The sequence below is a fragment of the Solwaraspora sp. WMMA2101 genome (assembly GCF_049179175.1).
In the GTDB taxonomy this organism is placed as follows: domain Bacteria; phylum Actinomycetota; class Actinomycetes; order Mycobacteriales; family Micromonosporaceae; genus Micromonospora_E.
In genome coordinates this window covers 5,840,281-5,862,230 of sequence record NZ_JBMHMA010000006.1, presented here as the reverse complement: position 1 = coordinate 5,862,230, position 21,950 = coordinate 5,840,281, and the positions used below count along the sequence as shown (strand labels likewise).

Sequence of the window (21,950 nt, the reverse complement as noted above, 5' to 3'; positions counted from 1 at the left end):
CGGTGAACCGGGCCTGGACCGCCTGGCCGTGCGCCGGCAGGTCCTCGGCCCGCGCCAGGGTCACCACGTGACCGGCCACGTCCCGCAGCGCGTCGGCGTCGTACTCGACGATGTGCACGCCCCGCAGGAACGACTGCACGCTCAGCCCGGAGGAGTGCCGGGCGCAGCCGCCGGTCGGCAGCACGTGGTTGGAGCCGGCGCAGTAGTCACCGAGCGAGACCGGCGAGTACGCCCCGACGAAGATCGCCCCCGCGTTGCGGACCCGCAGCGCCCACTGCCGGGCGTCACGGGTCTGGATCTCCAGGTGCTCGGCGGCGTACGCGTCGACCACGGCCAGTCCGGCGTCGAGGTCGTCGACGAGCACCGTCCCGGACTGGGTACCGCCCAGCGCGGTGGCGATCCGGTCGGTGTGCCGGGTCGCCGGCACCTGCCGGGCCAACTCCCGGTCGACCGCGTCGGCCAGCTCCACCGACGGGGTGACCAGCACGCTGGCGGCCAACGGGTCGTGCTCGGCCTGGCTGATCAGGTCGGCGGCGACGTGCACCGGGTCGGCGGTGTCGTCGGCGAGGATCGCGATCTCCGTCGGGCCGGCCTCGGCGTCGATGCCGACCACCCCGCGCAGCAGCCGCTTCGCGGCGGTGACCCAGATGTTGCCGGGCCCGGTGATCACGTCAACCGGGGCGCACCCGTCGGTGCCGTCCGGGTCGACGGCGGCACCGTAGCCGAGCATCGCGACGGCCTGGGCGCCGCCGACGGCGTACACCTCGTCGACGCCGAGCAGGGCGCAGGCGGCGAGCACCCGGGCGTCGGGCAACCCGTCGTTGTCGCGCTGCGGCGGGCTCGTCACCACCAGCGAGGTCACCCCGGCGACCTGGGCGGGGACCACGTTCATCACGACCGTCGACGGGTACACCGCCAGGCCGCCGGGCACGTACAGCCCGACCCGGCCGACCGGCACCCACCGCTCGGTGACGGTGCCGCCGGGCACCACCTGGGTGGTGACCTCGGTACGCCGTTGGTCGGCGTGCACCCGCCGGGTCCGGTCGATGCACTCCAGCAGCGCGGCCCGCACGTCGTCGTCGAGGTCGCGTTCGGCGGCGGCCAGCGCCTCGGACGGCACCCGCAGCCGGGCCGGGCTGACCCCGTCGAACCGCTGGGCCGCGTCCCGGATCGCCGGGTAACCATGGTCCCGGACCGCCTCGACCAGCGGGCGGATGCGCTCGACCGCCACGGAGACGTCGAGCTGGGCACGGGGCAGCAGGTCACGCGGGTCACGTGACCCGCCGCGCAGGTCGATCCGGTTCAGCACGCCTGCGAGTCTAGGCCGCCTCCCAACCATCGGACGCTGGCCGTCCAGCCGACGGGACGGTGAGTGTCACCACGCTACGCTCGACCAGTGGGTCAGCGGCTACCGATCTTTCCGCTCGGGACGGTGCTCTTCCCCGGGCTGGTGCTGCCTCTGCACGTCTTCGAGGAGCGCTACCGGGCGCTGGTCCGCCATCTGACCAGCCTGCCCGAGGGGGTCACCCGGGAGTTCGGGGTGGTGGCGATCCGGCGCGGCTGGGAGGTCCTACCGACAGCCGGGCCGCCGGGGGCGCCCACCCCGACGGCGGTCAGCCTGCACGACGTCGGCTGCACCGCCGAGTTGCGGCAGGTCACCGAGCTGCCGAACGGCCGGTACGACATCGTCACGGTGGGCCGGCGGCGGTTCCGGGTCACCGAACTGGCCGACGAGGGTACGCCGTACCTGACCGCGTCGGTGCGGTGGCTGCCGGAACCGGCCGGTCAGGAGATCCTGGCCGACCGGCTGGCGCCGCAGGTCCTGTCGCTGTTCCGGCAGTACCTGGAGCTGGTGCGCACCGACTCCGCGGAGATCACCGAGCAGTTGCCGGAGCAGCCGACGGTCCTGTCCCACCTGGTCGCGGCCACTGCCGCGTTGACCATCGGGGAGCGGCAGGCGTTGCTGGCGGAGCCGGACACCGCCCGTCGGCTGGGGGCTGAGCTGCGGATGCTCAATCGGGAGGTGTCGCTGCTGCGCCGGGTGCGGGCGGTGCCGGTTCCGCTGCCGGAGCTCGCGGTGCCGGCGAGCCCGAACTGACCGGCGGTGCCTGCGCACCGGATCCGCCCTCGACTGTCGGCGGGTCTGCCGTCGGTGCGTCGGGGCGCAGGTCCGGGTAGCGGGACCAGCCGGCCAGCATCGTGTAGACCAGGGCGGCACCGAACGCCGGCGCGAAGAAGGCACCGTTGAGTGCGGGCAGCACCCCGAACCACAGTTCGATGTCGCCGGCGTGCAGATCCGGGGGGCGGCTCAACGTCGCCCCGACCTCGGCGGCCTCCAACGCCTGCCGGTAGCCGGCCAGGCCGATCTGCCGACCGAGGGCCCAGGCGACCGCCGCCGCGCCGAGCCCACCGGTGGTCACCGCCAGCAGCCCGGCCGGGCCGCGCCGACGTGGCGGCAGCGCCCAGGCACAGATCCCGGCGAGGATGCCGAACCCGAGTCCGAGCAACGCGAACCAGCCGTCGGCGGCAACGAAGTACTCCGGGTCGCCGCCCCGTACCGCCGCGCCCTGCTCGGTCTTGACCACCGGCACCCAGGGCGTCAGCGTCGACCAGGCGAGCCCCAGCAGTACGCCGCCGAGCACCATCGCCGCGACGACGAGGACCGCCGGACGCCGCCACGGTGCCGCTCGGCCGGGGGTGGCCGCGACCGTGGCCCCGGGATCCGTCGGCGTCGGCGTCGGCAGGTCGACGGACTGGCCGGGTTCACCGGACTGGCCGGGTTCGGACGGGGAACTCACCCGGTGATCCTCTCAGGTCTCAGCCGGCTACGGCGGCGGGCCCGAGCAGTGCCTTGAGGTCGGCCATCAACGCCGTGGTGGGGGCGACCCGGTGCGGTCCGAGGCGCAGCAGGGTGGCGCGGCTGCCGTTGACGAGTTTGACGTGCACCTCGGCCGAGCCGGGATGGCTGGTGAGCACGTCGCGCAGGCTGTCCACCAGGGGCGGGGTGCAGCGGGCCGGTGACAACGCGATCACGATGGGCTTGATCTCGTCCGCGGCGGTGATCTCCGGCACGGACAGGTCCATCGCCATCAGCCGGGGCTGGTCGTCGCGCCGGTCGACCCGGCCCTTCACCACGACGATGGCATCCTCGGCGATGTACTGGCCGACGACCTCGTAGGTGTTGGGGAAGAACAGCACCTCGACCGCGCCGCCGAGGTCCTCCAGGGTCGCCGACGCCCAGGCCCGGCCCTGCTTGGTGATCCGGCGTTGCACCCCGGACAGGATGCCGGCCAGGTTCACCACGCTGCCGTCGGCGACGGCGCCGTCCTCGGCCAGGGCCGCGATGGACATGTCCGCCGCGGCGGCCAGGACGTGTTCGACCCCGAACAGCGGGTGGTCGGAGACGTAGAGGCCGAGCATCTCGCGTTCGAAGGTGAGCAGGTCGGTCTTGTCCCACTCGCCCTCCGGGATCGGCGGGGTGACCACCATCGCGCCGCCAGCGGCGGGATCCGCCGCCCCGAAGGCGTCACCGAACAGGTCGTACTGGCCCACCGCCTCGTTGCGCTTGAGGTCCATGAACGAGTCGATCGCGTCGGCGTGCACGGTCAACAGGGCTTTGCGGGGGTGGTCGAGGGAGTCGAACGCGCCGGCCTTGATCAGCGATTCGACGGTACGTTTGTTGCAGGCCACCGCGTCGACCTTGCGCAGGAAGTCGTAGAAGTCGGTGTAGGCACCCTTTTCCTTACGGGCGCGGGCGATCGCGTCGACGACGTTCGTGCCGACGTTGCGGACGGCAGCCAGACCGAAGCGGATGTCGGAGCCGACCGCGGTGAACCGGGCACCGGAGGCGTTGACGTCCGGCGGCAGCACCTTGATCTTCATCCGACGGCACTCCGCCAGGTAGACGGCGGCCTTGTCCTTGTCGTCACCGACGCTGGTCAGCAGGGCGGCCATGTACTCGGCCGGGTAGTTGGCCTTCAGGTACGCGGTCCAGTAGGAGACCAGCCCGTAGCCGGCGGTGTGCGCCTTGTTGAACGCGTAGTCGGAGAACGGGACCAGGATGTCCCACAGCGTCTTGATCGCCTCGTCGGAGTAGCCGTTGTCCCGCATGCCCTGGGAGAACGGCACGTACTCCTTGTCCAGGATCTCCTTCTTCTTCTTGCCCATCGCCCGCCGCAGCAGGTCGGCCGCGCCCAGGGTGTAGCCGGCCAGCTGCTGGGCGATCGCCATGACCTGTTCCTGGTACACGATCAGGCCGTAGGTGTCACCCAGGATGTCGGCGAGGGGTTCGGCGAGCTCGGGGTGGATCGGCACCACCGGCTTGCGGTTGTTCTTGCGGTCGGCGTACTCGTTGTGCGCGTTGGCACCCATCGGACCGGGCCGGTACAGCGCCAGTACGGCGGAGATGTCCTCGAAGTTGTCCGGCACCATCGAGCGCAGCAGCGCGCGCATCGGCCCGCCGTCGAGCTGGAACACCCCCAGCGTGTCGCCCCGGGCCAGCAGCTCGTAGGCGCGCTTGTCGTCCAGCGGCAGCTCCTCGAGCACCAGGTCCAGGCCCCGGTTGTCCTTGATCCCGGCCAGGCAGTCGTCCATCACCGTCAGGTTGCGCAGGCCGAGGAAGTCCATTTTCAGCAGGCCGATGGACTCGCACGCGCCCATGTCCCACTGGGTGATGATCGCCCCGTCCTGCTCCCGCTTCTGGATCGGCAGCACGTCCACCAGTGGGTCGCGGGACAGGATCACCCCGGCGGCGTGCACGCCCCACTGCCGTTTGAGGCCTTCCAGCCCCTTGGCCGTGTCGACGATCTTGCGGACCTCGCCGTCGGACTCGTACAACGACCGGAACTCGACCGCCTCCGGGTAGCGCGGGTGTTTCGGGTCGAAGATCCCCGACAACGGGATGTCCTTGCCCATCACCGGCGGCGGCATGGCCTTGGTGATGCGGTCACCCATCGCGAACGGGTAGCCGAGCACCCGCGCCGCGTCCTTGATCGCCGCCTTCGCCTTGATCGTGCCGTAGGTGATGATCTGCGCGACGCGTTCCTCGCCGTACCGCTCGGTCGCGTACCGGATCATGTCGCCGCGGCGACGCTCGTCGAAGTCCATGTCGATGTCCGGCATCGACACCCGGTCCGGGTTGAGGAAGCGTTCGAACAGCAGGCCGTGCGGGATCGGGTCCAGCTCGGTGATGCCCAGGGCGTACGCGATCAGCGCCCCGGCCGCCGACCCACGACCGGGGCCGACCCGGATCCCCTCCCGTTTGGCGTAGTCCACCAGGTCGGCGGTGACCAGGAAGTACCCCGGGAACCCCATCTTGATGATCACGTCGAGCTCGTACTCGGCCTGTTTGCGGTGCCCCTCGGGCACCCCGCCCGGGAACCGGCGCTCCAGTCCGCGCAGCACCTCGGCCCGCAGGAAGGACTCCTCGTTCTCCCCCGCCGGTACGGGGAACTGCGGCATCAGGTCCCGCGAGGCGAACAACGCCGAATAGTCGCCGATCTTTTCGGCGACTTCCAGGGTGTTGTCACACGCCCCGGGCACCTCGGCGTCCCACAGTTTCCGCATTTCCGCGGCCGACTTGAGGTAGAAGTCACGCGCGTCGAACTTGAACCGTTTCGGATCCGCCATGGTCGACCCGGACTGGACACACAGCAACACCTCGTGCGCATCCGCGTCCCGCTCATGCGTGTAGTGCAGGTCATTGGTGGCGATCGGCTTGAGGTTGAGTCGCTTACCGAGCCGGATGAGGTCTTCCCGGATCCGGGTCTCGATATCGAGACCGTGGTCCATCAGCTCCAGATAGAAATTGTCCGCACCAAAAATGTCACGGAATTCCGCAGCCGACGCGCACGCCTTTTCGAAGTCACCGATCCGCAACCAGGTCTGCACCTCGCCGGAGGGGCACCCGGTCGTTGCGATGATCCCCTTGGCGTACTCGTGCAGCAGCTCACGGTCCGCGCGAGGCTTGTAGAAGTAACCCTCCAAGCTGGACCGCGAGCCCAGGCGGAACAGGTTTCGCAGGCCGTCGGCGTCCGCCGCCAGCATCGTCATGTGCGTGTACGCACCACCGCCGGAAACGTCGTTCTCTCCGCCGTCGGCCCACCGCACCCGGGTCCGGTCACGCCGGTCCGTCCCCGGCGTCAGGTATGCCTCCAGGCCGATGATCGGCTTTACTCCGGCGCCGGTCGCCTGCTTGAAGAAATCGTACGCACCGAAAAGGTTCCCGTGGTCGGTCATCGCCAACGCCGGCATTTCCAGCCGATTCGCCTCGGCGAACAACTCTTTCAACCGGGCCGCACCGTCGAGCATTGAATACTCTGTGTGCACATGCAGATGCACGAAGGAATCGGACACCGACCGGCCCCCTTCTCCCGTCCCGGCGACAACCACGCGACCTTACCCGACCACCCCCGACCCGGGGCGACGGCACACCGCACCCGCCGGTCACGACGGCGATCCGCGACCTCAGATGGCGACAGGCCGGGCAACGCGGGGGACACCGGACACCGAACCGACACCTCAGGCATTACGGTCTGTGTGTGAGCGATTACCCTCAGAGGAGACCGCTGCTTTCCCGCGTCGCGGCGACCGGTGCTGAGGTGCTGGTCAGCCTCGGCGTCGCAGGCGGGTTCCTGGTCTGGAGCAGGACCATAGAAGTCGACCCGCTGGATCGCAAGGGCCAGGTAGCCGGCCTGGCCGCCCTGCAGTTGCGGTTCGCCGTACTGGCCGCACTACTGGTCGTGGCGATGGTGGTGGCGCACCGGCTGCTGGCCCACGCCCACCACGGGTACGCCGTACGGATCGGCTGCGCCGCCGTGGCCGGGCTCGGCACCGGCCTCGTCGCCGGCGGCGTCGCCGTCGCGCTGAACGGCACCGAGATGTCGCTGTGGGCCGGCGGCGGTGACTACAGCTGGATCCTCGCGTGGACCGCTGACCTGTGGTCGGGACGCGGCATCTCCGACCACTACCCACCCGTGGTCTTCTGGTTGATCGGCGCCTGGGCCCGGATGACCGGCCAGCCGCACGTGCTGGCCCTGCAGGACCTGCAACTCGCCGGCACGGCACTGTTCGGCCCGGCCGCGTACCTGGCGTGGCGACTCGTCCTACGCCCGGTCCCGGCGGTGACGATCGGCATGCTGGCCATGCTGCCACTGATCGAGCCGGTCAAGCCGTACCCACAGATCACCCTGGTGATGCTCGTCCCGGTGCTGGTCGCGTTCCTGTCGGCGGTCCGCCGCGCCGACACCATGAGCCTGCGACGGGCGGCGCTGACCGGCCTGCTCGCCGGAGCCGGCTTCGGCCTGCTCTTTCTGCTCTACTCCGGCTGGTACGTCTGGTGCGCCGGCGGCATGCTGCTGGCGGTGCTCCTGCTGGCCCCCTGGCGGCACGGCTGGCGCCCGGTGCTCGTCCTCGGCGGCACCGCCGTCGTCGCCTTCGTCGCCGTCTCCTGGGTGCATCTGCGAGGGCTGCTCGCCCCCACCGGCGGAACCTCCGACAACTACTTCTACTTCGACACCGACACCGAGCCCGCGTACATCGCGATGTGGCGCAACGACCGCCCGGCCGACGTCGGACCCGTCTGGCCTCCGGTCGGCGAACTCGGCGGCGTCGGCCTGTTCACCCTGCTGCTCGCCGCCGGCCTGGCGCTGGCACTGGCGCTGGGCTGGCGACGCAGTGTCGTCGTCGCTGTCGGTGCCTGCGCGGCCAGCGCCTGGTTCATGCGGATGTGGCTGGCCAGCGAGCAGTGGCAGACCCAGACGGTACGGCTGTACCCACGGACCACCGCCGTGGTGCTCTACTGCCTGCTGATCCTCACCGGCTTCGGAGTGCTGCTCGCCGTCCGGCAGTGGCGTCGACGTAGCGCCACCACCGGCACCGCCACCACCGGCGGGCCCGACGCCGGCCGGTCGACGGCACCGGTCGGGTTGCTCCTGGTGCCGTTGCTGTTCGTGCTCGCCTCCGCCGGATCCGCCACCGTGGACCGCTACATGCCGGACGAACGCTCCGACCATGCCGGCTTCTTCTCCTGGACAGCCCACACGCAGAACTATCCGGACGGCCGCTGCTCCCGCTGGGGCGTGGCGCACGGTTGCGTACCGTCGACCGGCGGCACGGCGAGCGAACGGCCGGCGAGTGACTGAGCCGGGTCAGCGTACGAAGGGCTCCAGCATGACCGAGGCGGCCTGCAGCCAGGCCTGCCGCGTCTCCGGCTGCAACTGCGGGTACTCGATCGACGACCCGGTCTCCAGGGCCGGGTCGTAGGGCACCACCGCGACCGCCCGGGTCCGGGTGGCGAAATGCCGCCGCAGATCCTCCAGCAGCGGCGCCGGCCCCGGGGTGGGACAGGAGAGCAGGGTGACCGCGTTCTCCACCAGGTCACCCATCCCGACGTCGTGGAGCAGATCGAGCATCCAGTCAGCGGTGAACGCCGCGTCCTCGCGGGGCACGCAGGTGACCACCAGCTGGTCGGCGGCCTGCAGCACCGTCTGCCAGTTGGCGCTCTCCACGTTGTTGCCGGTGTCCACACAGATCACGTCGTGGGTACGGCGCAGCAGCTCCAGCACCCGCCGCACGGTCTGCGGGTCGAGCCGCTGCGCGAACCGCGGGCTCTCCTCGCCGGCCAGTACGTCGTACGAGCCGTCGGAGGCGTGCCGCAGGTAGTCGTCGAGCCGGTCGGTCAACTCGTAGCCGTGCGCGGACTCGATCTCCACCAGGTCGGTGATCAGGTGCCGGATGGTCCGGGCGTGCCGGGCGCTGCCCGCACGCAGCCCCAGCGTGCCGCGCAACTCGTTGTCGTCCCAGGCGAGCACGCCGCGCCCGCGCACACTGCCGATGGTCGCCGCCGCCAGCACCGTCGCCGTGGTCTTGTGCACCCCGCCCTTGGGGTTGGCGAACGCCAGCACCCGGGGCATCCCGAGGTTACGCCGCAGGACGCTGGCCGCCCGGTCGACCTCGGCGTCCGGCTGGCTCTCCCGCCACTCGATCCGGGCCGGATAGCCGCCATCGGCACCGCCGGGCGGCCCAGGCTCGGGTCGACCGCGTACCGGCGGGGGCGGGGTGGGCGTGAACCCTGGCTGCGACCGCCCCGGATGGCCCGACGGTGGACCCGGTGGCGGCCCCGGGCGTCCCGGTGGTGGGCCGACGACCTGGCCGGGCCGAGGGCCGACCTGGCCCGGTGACGGGCCGGGTTCGGGCGGGGCGGGCCGAACTGGCCGCACCGGGACGGCGTCCCGGTCCGGCACGGTGCCGGGTACCACCGGATAGGCCGGCGCGTAACCGGCCTGCGCCCCGCCGGGCGCGAGTGCTGCGTAGCGGCCGGCCCCCGGCATCGGCGGTCCGGTGTCGTACGGGTAGCCGCCCACCGGCGGTGGACCCGGGTCGTAGGGGCGGCCGCCGGCCGGCGGCGGGACCGGTTCGAACAGGCTCGGAGCCGACGGGCGGACCGGCTCGGCCGGTCGGTCCGGTCCGCCGGACCCGCCGTCGGGGCGTCGGCCAGGACCGGAGCCGTGCGGTGCCGGCGCTGCGGCCTGCCCGTTGTCCTGTGGCCGGGTGCCGGTGCCGTTGCGGTCGTCCACCTCGGGGTGCTCGCCGGTCCGGCCACCGAGGCGGGCGCGGTCGAGCAGCGCCCGCCAGCGCGGCGGTGGTTCCGCAGGACGGCCCCAGCCGTTCTCGGTGCCCTCCACGGCTCACCCTCCCCAGCGCTATCGGTCCCCGCCTGACAGGCTACGAACCAAATCCCGTCAAGGCCACACCGCCGGAGGCTATTGGTGCCTCGGCACGCCAACTCCACTGGGCGCTGGTGACCGTCCGTCACGATCACCAGGCCGCGATGCCCCTGCGGCACCCCGGGGTAGCGTACGGTCACCCACCGGCCGGTCGCGCACCGGCAGGTGTCTCGGCCGGCACCACCTCGTCGTGCTCGGGCAGCGGCGGCAGGAACACGGTACGTTCCAGCCGCCGGACCTCGGGCGCGGGATCGACCGCCCGTACCTCCGCATGCCCGGTCAGGTCCCGCAGGACGTCCGGGCCGCCACGGACCACCGCCGCGTACCCGCACGCGCAGTACCGTCGGTAGGCCTCGGCCTCGGCGGTGGCGACCCGGGCACCCGTGTCGTAGAGCTTCCACAGATCCAACTCGGCTGCCCGACCCAGTTCGGCCACCCGGCGCCGGTAGTCGGCGGCCTCCCGGGTCTTGCGCTGCGCGACCTGGTCCATGCCGGTCAGCACGTCCTCCGGCAGCCGGTACGCCGGCATCCGGACGACCTGGGTCTGTTCCGACCCCAGCGGCACCCGCAGATACACCTCCACGACCGACACTCCGGACAGGACCGATGCCAGCCGGCCCGGCGGGAGATACTCACTGAAGGTGACCAACGCGTACCCTTCGCCCTGCGTCGCCGTCGGTGCCGGACCGGCGGCCATGGTCGCGAGTTCGCTGCGGGCCGCCTGCAGGTAGTCCGTGATGGACTCGCCCTCGGCCACTCCGACCTGGACGACGCCGTCGACGGTCGGCAGCGCCGCCGCTCCCGGATCGTGGTCGACCGCCCACAGCGCCGTGGCGGCCACGACGCTGACCGACGCCGCGGCCACCCCGGCCAGCAGGTGCGGCCGTACCGGTCGGTGTGCCAGCCCGGCCACGGCCTCCGCCAGCACCGGCAGCAGCCTCCGGTCGATCCCCCGCAACAGGTCGCCGGCACGCACGGACGACTCCCTCCCGATGGTGGGATGGACAGTGGACAGACGCGTGCGCGGGCAGACTCACTCGCCGAGTACGGCGAGAGCACGCTTCAAGTCGTCAGGATAGTCGCTGTGAAAGCGAACTTCCTCCGCCGTACGGGGGTGTAGGAAACTGAGCGCACGGGCATGCAGCCACTGGCGGGTCAGTCCGAGTCGGGCGGCGAGTGTCGGATCGGCACCGTACGTCAGGTCACCCACGCACGGATGCCGCAGGGCCGAGAAGTGCACCCGGATCTGGTGGGTACGACCGGTCTCCAACCGGATCCCGACCAGGCTGGCCGCGGGAAACGCCTCGATCGTCTCGTAGTGGGTGACGCTGGGCTTGCCGCCGGACACGACGGCCCAGCGGTAGTCGTGGTGGGGGTGCCGGTCGATCGGCGCATCGATCGTGCCCCGCAGCGGATCGAGGTGGCCCTGCACGACGGCGTGGTAGCGCTTGTCCACCTCGCGTTCCTTGAAGGCGCGTTTGAGCACCGAGTAGGCGTGCTCGCTCTTGGCCACCACCATCAGCCCGCTGGTGCCGACGTCGAGCCGGTGCACGATGCCCTGGCGTTCAGCGGCACCGCTGGTGGCGATGGTGTGCCCGGCCGCCGCGAGCCCGGCGAGCACTGTCGGGCCGGTCCAGCCCGGGCTCGGGTGCGCCGCGACCCCGACCGGCTTGTCCACCACGACGATGTCCTCGTCGGCGTGGACCACGGCCAGGCCGTCCACCGGTTGCGCGACGACCGTCGGCGCGAGGGCGGGTGCCGGTAGCACCACTTCCAACCAGGCGCCGGCGCTCACCCGGTCGGCCTTCTGCCGGGTCACCCCGTCCAGCGCCGCGTCGCCCGACTCCACCAGGGCGGCCGCCGCCGTCCGGGAGAGCCCGAACAGTCGGGAGACGGCCTGGTCCAGCCGGAACCCGTCGAGGCCCTCGGGCACCGGCAGGCTCCGGCGCTCGCCGGGTCGGGCGGAGATGGTCATCGTCAGGCCCCTCGCGTCAGTCGTCGGCCGTCGCGTTGGCGACCGGTCAGTTCCAGCAGTACGGCGAGGACCACCCCGACCACCAGGGCGCTGTCGGCGACGTTGAAGATCGGAAACACCTGGCCACGCGGGTCGAAGACGCTGAACATGTCGACCACGTGGCCGAGGAACGGACCGGGTGCGCGGAACATCCGATCGAGGAAGTTGCCGAGTGCGCCACCGAGGATCAGCCCGAGCGCCACCGCCCACGGTGTCGACCGCAGCCCCCGTGCCAACCAGCCGATCCAGCCGACCACGACGACGGTGACCAGGGAGAAGATCCAGGTGTAGTCGGCACCGAGGCTGAACGCCGCGCCGGGGTTGCGGATGAGCGTCAGGTAGAGGACACCGCTGACGACCTCGACCGGCTGGCGGCCGGTGAGCGCGCTGAGTGCCCACTGTTTGCTGCCGAGGTCGACGAGCAGGGCGACGACCGCCACCGCTGTGAGAAGTCCCACCGCACGCCGGGTGCCGTGGGTCTCAGCGACAGCGGGTCGCTGCTGCGGATCCGCGGTCAGCTGTCTCTCCCCCTCGGTCACGTCGGCGGCGTCCGCCGAGCGGCCTCGGGTCGATCGACCGACCCGCCCGACTAGCGCCGCTCCTCAAGTTGCTTGCAGGTCACGCAGAGGGTCGCCGAGGGGAAGGCCGCGAGCCGTTCGACCGGGATGTCCGTGCCGCACCGCTCACACCAGCCGTAGTGTCCCTCGTCCAACCGCTCCAGCGCCCGCTCCACCTGGTTGATGCGGTCCAGGATGTTCCTGGCGAGAGAAATCTCCTGCTCCCGCTCGAACGTCTTGGTGCCGGTGTCGGCCTGGTCGTCGCCGGCCGAGTCGGTCAGCCGCTCCCGCTGCAGCTCGGTGATCTCGCTCAACGTCTGATCATACTCGGTGCGCAACTCGTCCCGTCGGGCCTGCAGGGCGCTACGGATCTTGGTGGTCTCCGCCGCGCTGCGCGCCGGCCGGGCCGCCGGCCTGCGGGCGGCGGTCTTCGTGTCGACTGGCTTGGCCATCGTCGCTCCCTCGGCCGCGTCACCGGCGGCAATCGGCAGTGCTCCGGCGGACCGTCGGAGCCGCTGCCGACGCCCGGCCGCGGAGCACCGTCGGGTGCGCAACAGGTCCGTTGCACACTCCGGAGATTCGCAAGGATACGGAACGTGAAGGCTTCCGACAACAATGCCGCCTTCTTTGCCCCGTTTTGTATGGCTTTACCTGCCGTACAAAAGGTTTTTTCTCGACCAGATATCAGCAAAGCGGGCACATCGTGATCGATGCTCCACACCCTAGTGGTCCGACCGTCAGCTGTCCCGTAGTTGCGCGACGCGGGCAGTGAGCCGGTCGGCCTCGTCGGCCACCGCGACGGCGAAGACCTTGTCACGGCTCGTCGCACCGGTCTGCACCGTGACCCGGCGGGCCGGTACGTCGAGCGCGGCCGCGAGCGCGCGGCGGGCGGCCTCGGTGGCGCGACCGTCCACCGCCGGTGCCGACACGGCTATCACCAACGCGGGACCGCGCGGGCCCGGATGGGACCCGCCGACGCGGGACCGCGACGACCCTGGCTTGACCCGTACGGCGACCGACAGGCTGGTCGACGCGCGATCGGCACGACGACCGCCACGATCAGGCGGGGACGGCATGGACCCGACGCGGCCGCACCGGTCAGACCCGGCCGGCCTCGGTCAGCAGCGCCCGGTCCGGCCCGCACAGACTGCACGGCGTGAAGCCGAGCTCCAACGCCTCCCGTACGGGCAGCGGCTCCCCTGGGCGGGTCACCAGGTGCACGCAGTCGGACAGGTGGTACCGGGGCCGGCCGTCGACCACGATCACCTCGGCCTCGATCCGGGCCAGGACGGCCCGCTCGGCCTCGGCCGTCTGCTCGGCGGCAGGTTCGTCGGGCGGGTCGACCTCGACCTCGGCCGGATCGTCGCCCACCGCCCCGGTGCCCGGGGACGCGCCCGTCTGCGAACCGCCGGTCGGCTGCCGGCTGGCCGGCACCGTCGCCGTGGCATCCGGCACCGCAGTGCCCGGCACCGTGTCGTCCAGCACCGTCGCCGACGCCGGCGGGAAGGTCACCGCCGGGTCCGGCACCGTTCGCGCCGCCCCCGCAGGGGTGGCCGCCGGCGGGAAACCGGAACGCGCCGGCGGCGGATCGGCGACGTACGGCTCGTCGTATCCGACCGGCCAACCGCCGGCACCGGGCGTGCTCAATTCGGCGTCGGCCGCGTCGGCGTCGGCCGCGCGGGCCGCAGCCGCCTGGCGGGCACCGACGACGAGGGCGACCGCAGCGAGCAGGCTCGCCACGATCGAACCGACCAGCAACATGCTGGAACCGCCCGCCAGGCCGAGCACGAGCAGCGTGACGGCGACGAGGATGAGCAGCAAGCTTGCAACGATCACGGCTCACCCCCGCCGCACTGTCCCTGGCGTATCCCCCGCAGCCGACTCGGCCTCAGCGGCCGGCCTCAAGAGCGCTCGACCGGCTACCGCCGTAGGAGCTGGCCAACCCGGCGGTGGCCAGACCACCGGAGCCAGCGGCGGAGCGACCGCCCTCGACCCGACCCATCTCGGCCTCCAGGCCCTGGCCGCGACCGTCGAGATCGCGCAGCTGGCTCTCCAGGTACGCCTTGAGCCGGGTCCGGTACTCGCGCTCGAACTGCTTGAGCTCCTCGATGTGCTTCTGCAGCGCGGTCCGCTTGGCGTCGAGCCCGCCCATCGCCTCCTGGTGGCGCTGCCGCGCGTCGCGCTCCAACGCGTCGGCCTTGGCCCGCGCCTCGCGGGTGACCTCCTCGGCCTTGGTCCGGGCGTCGGTGAGCAGCTTGTCGGCTTCCCGGCGCGCGTCGGAGACGTGGTCGTCCGCGGTCCGCTGGGCCATCATCAGCACCCGCAGCGCCTGCTGCTCGCCGTCGCCGCCGACACCGCCGGGGCCGCCGGTCGACCGGACCTGCTCCAGCTCGGCCTGCATCGCGCGGGCGGCCTGCTCGGCGGCGGCCTTGTCCCGCTGCACGCGGTCGAGCTGCGCCTTGAGGTCGTTCAGCTCCGCCGCGAGCCGCGGGTCGCCGCCGGGACCGGCCGGGCCGCCCCGCCCGCCCCGCTCCACCTGGGCGCGCAGCTCGTTGTTCTCCTCGATCAGACGGGCGAGCTCACGCTCGACCTCGTCCAGGAAGGCGTCGACCTCCTCCTCGTCGTACCCCCGCTTGCCGATCGGAGGTTTTTTGAAGGCGACGTTGTGGACGTCGGCCGGGGTTAGCGGCATCGAAACTCCTCGGGTCAGTTGCGGCCGCGTAGCGCGCCGGTCAGTTGGTTGCCCTGATCAGCGGCTCCACCACGAACGTGATCAGCACGAACAGGATAACCAGGAGCACAAGGGAGGCCAGGTCGAAGCTCACGGTACCAATTCGCAGTGGTGGGATCACCCGCCTCAACGCTTTGAGAGGGGGATCAGTGACGCTCCACACCGATTCCATTCCGGCGGCGGCCCCCCGCCCGGGTTGCCACCGCCGACCGTACTGAAGCACCGCACTCAGGACAAACCTCGCCAACAGGGTCAGCAGAAACACGTACAGCAGCAGATACAGGACTTGGAACAAGATCGACAACACGGCAGGCCAGGTCCTCGTCTGGGGTTAGCTCAAGCTGAAAAATCCACCCTCGGCTATCTTGGCCTTGTCCTCGGCGGTGACCTGGACGTTGGCCGGTGAGAGCAGAAACACCCGGTTGGTGACGCGCTCGATCGTACCGCGCAGACCGAAGGCCAGTCCGGCAGCGAAATCAACCAGTCGGCGGGCATCCGCCTCGTCCATCTCGGTGAGGTTGATGATCACCGGGGTGCCGTCGCGGAAGTGCTCGCCGATCGTGCGGGCCTCCCGGTAGGTCGTGGGGTGCAGCGTGGTGATCTGGTAGCGCTGCTCCTCCTCGGCGACGACCACCCGCTCGCGCACCACCGGCTGTGGCGCGAGAGCCAGGTTGTCCCGGGTCTGGTACGTAGGGGTCGACGCCTGGTCGGCACCGCCCCGGGTGATCGAACGCACACTGGACCGTTCGGACCGTTCGGACCGCTCCGGCTCGCCGCCCCGGGCGTCCCGGTCGGCCAACCGGTGCTCCCGCTCGGCGGCGCGGGCATGCAGCCGGTCCGACGGCCGCAGCCGCTCCACCGTCGGGCGGGCGCGCGGCGGCGGATCGTCCGGCTCTTCGTCGTCAGCGAACTCGTCGGCGTACCTGCTGTCGCGGTATCGCGACTCACGGTAACTGGCCTTGTCGTACCCGCCGTCGTCGTAGCCCCGGTCGTCGTCCTCCTCGACCAGGCCTAGCCAGACCCCCGCCTTGCGCAGTGCACCCATGCCGCGCCCCTCCGTCCGCCGTACGGCACGCGCCCCCGCCGTGCCGCTGTCGCGCGTGAACACCGCTGCGTGCCCACCGGTCCGAGTCGTCCCCCCGTCGGTGTCCCTCTTACCCGGTCACCGACGTCGACCCCCGACTACGAGGGGTCCGCCCCGAACAACACTGATGTAGTTTGGTACCCGCCGTCAGGCTACCGTAGCGTTGGGCGGTTTCCGAGCAACGCACTTCCGACACGGACGTGTGTCGCACCGGCGGCGATCGCCGCTTCGAGGTCCCCGCTCATCCCGGCCGAGATCACCCGTGCCTGCGGCACCGCCGCCGTGAGCTGGGCGGACAGCTCGGCCAGTCGGGCGAATGCCGGCTCGGGCGGCCGACCCAGCGGTGCCACCGCCATCAGGCCGGCGAGTCGCAGATGCGACTGCGCCGTGACGGCATCGACCACCGGCCAGAAGCCGTGGTCGGAGTCGGTGGAATCGATCAGCACCCCACCACGTCCCGCGACGCCGTCCAGGCTGACCTGCACGAGTACGTCGAGCAGCCGGGGCGTCGTCCGGCCGGCGGCGGACTCGGCAGCAGCGGCGACGTCGAGCGCCCGGGCCAGCGCCACCCGGTCCACCGACTGCACCACGTCGGCGTACCGGACGACCGACCGGCACTTGTTGCGCTGCAGCTGACCGATGAAGTGCCAGCGCGGTGTCGGCACCGACGGATCGGCGGCGAGCGCCGCCGCCTTCGGCGCCGCCTCCTGGTCGCGGTTCTCCCCGACGTCGGTGACACCGAGTTCGGCGAGCAGCCGCACGTCGCTGGCGGGACAGGTCTTGGTCACCGCGATCAACGTCACCTCGGCGGGGTCGCGGCCGGCCGCCACGGCGGCGGCGGTGACCCGGGCCCGGACCGCAACGAGCGCGTCGGCCAGCTCGGCCCGCCGGTCCCCGTCGGTACGCCGGTCGCGGCTGGTCACGAGCCGTTCTTCAGGAAGTCCGGCACGTCCACGTCGTCGAAGAGCACCCGGCGGGTCTGCGGGGTCGGCGGCTGGGGGGCCGGCGCCACCGCCGGGGCGGCCGGCGACACCGGGCTCGCGGGCACCTTGCGCGGACCTTCGGCCGGCTTGTACGCCGGTGCCCCGCCGTCGAACCCGGCGGCGATGACGGTCACCCGCACCTCGTCGCCGAGGGCGTCGTCGATGACCGCGCCGAAGATGATGTTGGCGTCGGCGTGCGCGGCGTCGGTGACCAGCTGGGCCGCGTCGTTGATCTCGAACAGCCCGAGATCGGAGCCACCGGCGATGGACAGCAGCACCCCCCGGGCACCGTCCATGCTCTGTTCCAGCAGCGGGCTGGAGATGGCGGCCTCGGCGGCCTCGACGGCCCGGTTCTCGCCCCGGGCGCTACCGATGCCCATCAGTGCGCTGCCGGCCCCGCTCATCACGCTCTTCACGTCGGCGAAGTCCAGGTTGATCAGACCCGGTGTGGTGATCAGGTCGGTGATCCCCTGGACACCGGAGAGCAACACCTGGTCGGCCTGGCGGAAGGCGTCCATCATGCTGATCCCCCGGTCACCGAGGGCCAGCAGCCGGTCGTTCGGGATGACGATCAGCGTGTCGCACTGGTTGCGCAGCTCCTCGATGCCGGCCTCGGCCTGCACCTGGCGGCGCTTGCCCTCGAAGGAGAACGGCCGGGTGACCACACCGATCGTCAGCGCGCCGAGCTTACGGGCGATGTTGGCGACCACCGGAGCGCCGCCGGTACCCGTACCGCCACCCTCACCGCAGGTGACGAAGACCATGTCGGCGCCCTTGAGCACTTCCTCGATCTCGTCACGGTGGTCCTCGGCGGCGTTCTTGCCGACGTCCGGGTTGGCCCCCGCGCCGAGGCCCCGGGTCAGCTCGCGGCCGACGTCGAGCTTGACGTCGGCGTCGCTCATCAGCAACGCCTGGGCGTCGGTGTTGATCGCGATGAACTCGACGCCCTTGAGGCCAACCTCGATCATCCGGTTGACGGCGTTGACGCCGCCTCCGCCGATGCCGACGACCTTGATGACCGCCAGGTAGTTGTGCGGAGGTGTCATCGGGGTGCCTTCCCTTCGAGATTGGCGGGCGCCGGCCTGACCCGGTTGGACCACGGAGGACAGACCCGTCGTACACGAGAGCGCGGGCGGAACCCTAACCCTCTACTAGAGGCTCAGGGCTATGTCAACCACTGCGCCTCTCGTGGCAACGTAAGCGCACGTACGGCGTGATCCAAGGACCACGACGGCGTGTCGCCCGGTGCACCGCACCGAGTCCGACCCGGCACCCCGTAATGTACCTTCTGCACGGAGCCGTCCTGAAATCACGCGAACGGCACGCCGGGTCAGCGGATCGTCACCACATCCGGTGCGCTGACATCCATGACGGTGTCCGCGCGTTCCAACAGCGCGTCCGCCACCTGCGCCTTGACCTCATTGTCGGTGGCGTCACCCCAGATCACCACCCGGTCGTCGGCAAGGCGCAACTGGATCCCGGCCGGACCGCTCACCTCGATCTCGACGAGCAGCTCCCGCAGGGGGGCGGTCAGCGCGCCGAGCACGCTCACCGCGTCACGCGCCAGCCCCTGGTCGAACTCCGCAGCCGTCAACCGGATCACCGCCAGCCCGTCCGGGCGGGTGGCCACGGTCCGAAACGCCACCCCGGCGGCGTCGACGACCAGGTACCCGTCGCCCTGCGGCACCACGGCCGCCGGCACCCGCTCCACCACGGTGATCACCAACGTGCCGGGCCAGTCACGGCTGGCCACCGCACGCTCCACCGCCGCCAGGGCGGCGACCCGGTCGGCCACCGCCGTCAGGTCCACCCGGACCAGCGGCGTGCCGACCGGCACGTCGGCGGCGGCCCGTACGGCGTCCTCGGTGGTCACCACGGCCCCGGCGACCTGCACCCGGTCCACGCCGAACACCGAGGTCGCCGCGACCACCCACCACCCGGTCAGGGCAAGCACCAGCACCACACCCGCGACCGCCCAGGGCAGCGCCGCCCGCAACCGACGGCGCCGGGCCCGACGCATGAACCGGCGGACCGACGGCGGTACCGCCTCCCGACTCGCCCGGACCAGCCGCCACCGGCGGCCCGGCCGGGATCCGGTGCGTGACTCGCCGTCGGAGCCGCCACCGGAGCCGGTCCGCACCCCGGAGACACCACCGCTCGGAGACCCGGTCGACCGCCCGCCCGGGCGGGCGGCACCGGATCGGGGTACTCCCGGTCGGCCGGCCGCCGCCCGACCGAGGCCGGGTCGGCCCGGTCGGCCGGCGGGCGTCATCCGGCGTCGGCCGCCGCAGCCAGCGCGGCCAGCAGTTCGTCACCGAGCAGGGAGATCGGCGGAGCACCCATGGTGACGACGACGTCACCCGGACGGGCCCGGCGGACCACCTCACCCGGGACGTCCTCCCAGGAGGGCACGAAGACCTTGCGGTCGTCGGGCAGCGGCACCGCCGCGGTCAACGACACCCCGCCCTCGCCAGGTTCACGGAGCTCACCGGGGCCGAACACCTCCATCACGATCACCTCGTCGGCGATCGACAACGCCTCGGCGAGTTCGGCCTGCAGGTCCCGGGTGCGGTAGACCCGGTAGGGCTGGAACACCACGACGAGCCGACCGTCACCGGCGACCTCCTGCATGGTGCGCAACGCCGCCGTCATCGAGGTCGGGTGGTAGGCGTACTCGTCGTAGACCGTCACCCCGGCGGTGCTGCCCTTGCGCTCGAACCGGCGCCGGACCCCGGGGAACGCGCCGAGCGCGGCGACCGCCGCGCCGATGGGCACACCCAGGCGCAGGGCGGTGAGCACCGCCGCCGCGCTGTTGAGCCCCAGATGGCGCCCCGGCACCGGCAGGACGATCTCACCGAGCGGAGCACCGTCCAGGGTGGCCTGGTAGCGCACCCCGGCTGCGGCGGACCCGATCTGCGACAACCGCAGGTCCGCGTCGGCGGACTCCCCGTAGGTGTGGACGGTGCGGCCCTCGTCGCGCAGCGCCTCGGTCAGCGCTCGGGTGCCCGGGTCGTCGGCGCAGGTCACCACGAAGCCGTCCGGGTCGGTCAGCCGGGCGAACTCGGCGAACCCGGCGGCCAGGCCGGCCAGGTCGCCGTAGGTGTTCAGGTGGTCGGCGTCGATGTTCGTGACGATCGACACGTACGGCCGGTAGAGCAGGAAGGACCGGTCGCTCTCGTCGGCCTCGGCGACGAAGTAGTCCCCCGTACCGTGATGGGCGTTGGATCCGACCTCGGAGATCTCCCCGCCGATCACGAAGGACGGATCCTCGCCGGCCTGCTGCAGGATCAGGGTGACCATCGAGGTCGTGGTGGTCTTGCCGTGGGTGCCGGCCACCGCGATGGTCCGCCGGCCGGTCATCGCGGCGGCCAGCGCCTCGGAACGGTGCAGCACCCGCAGCCCGCGCGCCCGGGCGGTGGCCAGTTCGACGTGGTCGGCCGGGATCGCGGTCGAATAGACGACGGTGTCCACGCCGTCGAGGTTCGCCGCGTCGTGGGTCATGTGGATGGTGCCGCCGAGCGCGCGCAGCCCGGCCAGCGACGGCCAGTCCCGCAGTTCGCTGCCGGTCACCGGGATGCCACGGGTGAGCAGCAGGCGGGCCAGGCCGCTCATGCCGACCCCGCCGACACCGATGAGATGTACGGTGCCCAGGTCCTCGGCGGCGAGAGTACCGGCCGGGGCGAACTCGGTGGTGTTCACGTGGTCACCTTCCCATCGCGGGTCATCGGGACACCGCCTCGTAGACGAAGTCGAGCAGTGCCTCGTCGCCGTCGCGACGACCGTACGCGGCCGCCGCCGCACCCATCGCGGCCAGCCGCTGCGGATCCCGGGCCAGCGGCACCACGACCTGCTCGATCCAGGCCGGGGTCAGCTCGGCGTCGTCGACCAGCAGCCCACCGCCCGCCTCGACCACCGGCAGGGCGTTGCGCTTCTGTTCCTGGTTGCTGTGCGGGTACGGCACGTAGACGGCCGGCAGCCCGATCGCGGCCACCTCCGCGCAGGTCATCGCCCCGCCCCGGCACACCATCAGGTCGGCGGCGGCATACCCCAGCTCCATCTCCGACAGGTACGGCAACGTCACGTACGGCGCCGGAAGATCGCTGGGTACGGAGATCGGCTCGTTGCGCGCGCCGATCGCGTGCAGCACCTGCACACCCGCGCGGGCCAGCTCCTTGGCGGCGCCGGAGACGGCCAGGTTGATCGACCGGGCCCCCTGCGAGCCGCCGGAGACGAAAATGGTCGGCAGGTCGGGGCGCAGCCCGAAGTGGGCGCGGGCGGCGGCCCGGGCGGCGGCCCGGTCGAGTCCGGCGATGCCCCGGCGCAGCGGCACACCGACGACCCGCGCCTGACGCAGCGACTCGGCCTGCACCGGCTGGTGCGGGAACCCGACCGCGACGTGCTTGGTGAACCGCATCCCCATCCGATTGGCCACCCCCGGTGGCACGTTCACCTCGTGCACCACGATCGGCAGCTCACGCCGCCAGGCCGCCAGGTACGCGGGCACCGAGACGTAGCCGCCGAACCCGACGACGACGTCGGCCTGCACCTCGTCGATCACCTTGCCGGCGGCGCGGGCGGCCTTGAACATCCGGTCCGGAGTACGCACGAGGTTCATGTTGACCGACCGGGGCAGCTGATGTGCGGGGATCAGCCGCAGATCGTAGCCGTGCGGCGGAATCAGTTCGTTCTCCAGCCCCTTGGGGGTGCCGAGACAGGTGATCCGGACGCTCGGATCGTGTCGGCGCAGGCAGTCGGCGAAGGCGAGCAACGGGTAGATGTGCCCGCCGGTACCTCCACCCGCCAGTACCACCGATCGCAGCGGACCCATCAGTATCTCCTCTCGCTCGCTCCGGTGG

19 protein-coding genes and 1 pseudogene are annotated in these 21,950 nt (G+C 71.7%); 2 read left to right on the top strand and 18 right to left on the bottom strand.

Annotation, left to right across the window (positions count from 1 at the left end; all coding sequences use genetic code 11):
- Nucleotides 1-4 precede the first annotated feature (4 nt).
- A pseudogene (gene hisD, locus ACN28F_RS27700) lies at nucleotides 5-1,309 on the bottom strand (histidinol dehydrogenase); the annotation flags it as partial.
- Nucleotides 1,310-1,396: 87 nt separating this feature from the next.
- On the opposite strand from hisD, the gene ACN28F_RS27695 reads away from it, so the two are divergent.
- Nucleotides 1,397-2,098: an LON peptidase substrate-binding domain-containing protein gene (locus ACN28F_RS27695; RefSeq protein WP_421360402.1), complete on the top strand. Its 702-nt coding sequence runs from the start codon at nucleotides 1,397-1,399 to the stop codon at nucleotides 2,096-2,098.
- Here ACN28F_RS27695 and ACN28F_RS27690 read toward each other — a convergent pair.
- Nucleotides 2,013-2,798 carry a DUF2567 domain-containing protein gene (locus ACN28F_RS27690; protein ID WP_421360400.1) on the bottom strand — a complete coding sequence of 262 codons (786 nt, stop codon included), beginning with the start codon at nucleotides 2,796-2,798 and terminating at the stop codon, nucleotides 2,013-2,015. The two genes, ACN28F_RS27695 and ACN28F_RS27690, sit on opposite strands and share 86 nt — an antisense overlap.
- Nucleotides 2,799-2,817: 19 nt before the next feature.
- A complete protein-coding gene (gene dnaE, locus ACN28F_RS27685) occupies nucleotides 2,818-6,354 on the bottom strand; it encodes a DNA polymerase III subunit alpha (RefSeq protein WP_421360398.1) in 3,537 nt (1,178 codons plus the stop codon).
- A gap of 185 nt (nucleotides 6,355-6,539) precedes the next feature.
- On the opposite strand from dnaE, the gene ACN28F_RS27680 reads away from it, so the two are divergent.
- On the top strand, nucleotides 6,540-8,141 hold the full coding sequence (locus tag ACN28F_RS27680) for a hypothetical protein (RefSeq protein ID WP_289205383.1): 1,602 nt from the start codon (nucleotides 6,540-6,542) through the stop codon (nucleotides 8,139-8,141).
- A gap of 6 nt (nucleotides 8,142-8,147) precedes the next feature.
- Here the strand turns inward: ACN28F_RS27680 and ACN28F_RS27675 are convergent, their stop codons facing one another.
- From ACN28F_RS27675 to murG, 15 genes are all read right to left on the bottom strand, one after another.
- Nucleotides 8,148-9,683 (bottom strand): MinD/ParA family ATP-binding protein, encoded by a 1,536-nt coding sequence (locus ACN28F_RS27675; protein ID WP_289205382.1) that lies wholly within the window; start codon nucleotides 9,681-9,683, stop codon nucleotides 8,148-8,150.
- Between the two features lie 178 nt (nucleotides 9,684-9,861).
- Complete coding sequence (locus ACN28F_RS27670) at nucleotides 9,862-10,701, bottom strand: hypothetical protein (protein WP_289205381.1); 840 nt, start codon at nucleotides 10,699-10,701, stop codon at nucleotides 9,862-9,864.
- 57 nt (nucleotides 10,702-10,758) lie between these two features.
- Nucleotides 10,759-11,700, bottom strand: coding sequence for an RluA family pseudouridine synthase (locus ACN28F_RS27665; protein WP_289205380.1), 942 nt, complete (start codon nucleotides 11,698-11,700; stop codon nucleotides 10,759-10,761).
- Nucleotides 11,701-11,702: 2 nt separating this feature from the next.
- Nucleotides 11,703-12,257 (bottom strand): signal peptidase II, encoded by a 555-nt coding sequence (lspA, locus tag ACN28F_RS27660; RefSeq protein ID WP_289210921.1) that lies wholly within the window; start codon nucleotides 12,255-12,257, stop codon nucleotides 11,703-11,705.
- 71 nt (nucleotides 12,258-12,328) lie between these two features.
- Nucleotides 12,329-12,748, bottom strand: coding sequence for a TraR/DksA family transcriptional regulator (locus ACN28F_RS27655; protein ID WP_289205379.1), 420 nt, complete (start codon nucleotides 12,746-12,748; stop codon nucleotides 12,329-12,331).
- A 285-nt stretch (nucleotides 12,749-13,033) separates the two neighbouring features.
- Complete coding sequence (locus tag ACN28F_RS27650) at nucleotides 13,034-13,372, bottom strand: DUF167 domain-containing protein (protein WP_289205378.1); 339 nt, start codon at nucleotides 13,370-13,372, stop codon at nucleotides 13,034-13,036.
- A gap of 22 nt (nucleotides 13,373-13,394) precedes the next feature.
- Nucleotides 13,395-14,132: a hypothetical protein gene (locus ACN28F_RS27645; protein ID WP_421360394.1), complete on the bottom strand. Its 738-nt coding sequence runs from the start codon at nucleotides 14,130-14,132 to the stop codon at nucleotides 13,395-13,397.
- 52 nt (nucleotides 14,133-14,184) lie between these two features.
- Entirely contained in the window at nucleotides 14,185-14,988 is an 804-nt protein-coding gene (locus ACN28F_RS27640) for a DivIVA domain-containing protein (RefSeq protein ID WP_289205376.1), read from the bottom strand.
- Nucleotides 14,989-15,028: 40 nt separating this feature from the next.
- A complete protein-coding gene (locus tag ACN28F_RS27635; RefSeq protein WP_282228229.1) occupies nucleotides 15,029-15,334 on the bottom strand; it encodes a YggT family protein in 306 nt (101 codons plus the stop codon).
- A 24-nt stretch (nucleotides 15,335-15,358) separates the two neighbouring features.
- Nucleotides 15,359-16,072 (bottom strand): cell division protein SepF, encoded by a 714-nt coding sequence (locus ACN28F_RS27630; protein WP_289205375.1) that lies wholly within the window; start codon nucleotides 16,070-16,072, stop codon nucleotides 15,359-15,361.
- Nucleotides 16,073-16,263: 191 nt separating this feature from the next.
- Nucleotides 16,264-17,034, bottom strand: coding sequence for a YggS family pyridoxal phosphate-dependent enzyme (locus ACN28F_RS27625; RefSeq protein WP_289205374.1), 771 nt, complete (start codon nucleotides 17,032-17,034; stop codon nucleotides 16,264-16,266).
- A complete protein-coding gene (gene ftsZ, locus ACN28F_RS27620) occupies nucleotides 17,031-18,140 on the bottom strand; it encodes a cell division protein FtsZ (protein WP_282228232.1) in 1,110 nt (369 codons plus the stop codon). Before ftsZ ends, ACN28F_RS27625 begins: the two co-directional genes overlap by 4 nt.
- A gap of 284 nt (nucleotides 18,141-18,424) precedes the next feature.
- The gene (locus ACN28F_RS27615; RefSeq protein WP_289205373.1) at nucleotides 18,425-19,234 is read right to left on the bottom strand and encodes a cell division protein FtsQ/DivIB; all 810 of its coding nucleotides are present in this window, start codon (nucleotides 19,232-19,234) and stop codon (nucleotides 18,425-18,427) included.
- 128 nt (nucleotides 19,235-19,362) lie between these two features.
- Nucleotides 19,363-20,793 (bottom strand): UDP-N-acetylmuramate--L-alanine ligase, encoded by a 1,431-nt coding sequence (murC, locus tag ACN28F_RS27610; protein WP_289205372.1) that lies wholly within the window; start codon nucleotides 20,791-20,793, stop codon nucleotides 19,363-19,365.
- Between the two features lie 22 nt (nucleotides 20,794-20,815).
- The gene (murG, locus tag ACN28F_RS27605) at nucleotides 20,816-21,922 is read right to left on the bottom strand and encodes an undecaprenyldiphospho-muramoylpentapeptide beta-N-acetylglucosaminyltransferase (protein WP_289205371.1); all 1,107 of its coding nucleotides are present in this window, start codon (nucleotides 21,920-21,922) and stop codon (nucleotides 20,816-20,818) included.
- Between the last annotated feature and the right edge of the window lie 28 nt (nucleotides 21,923-21,950).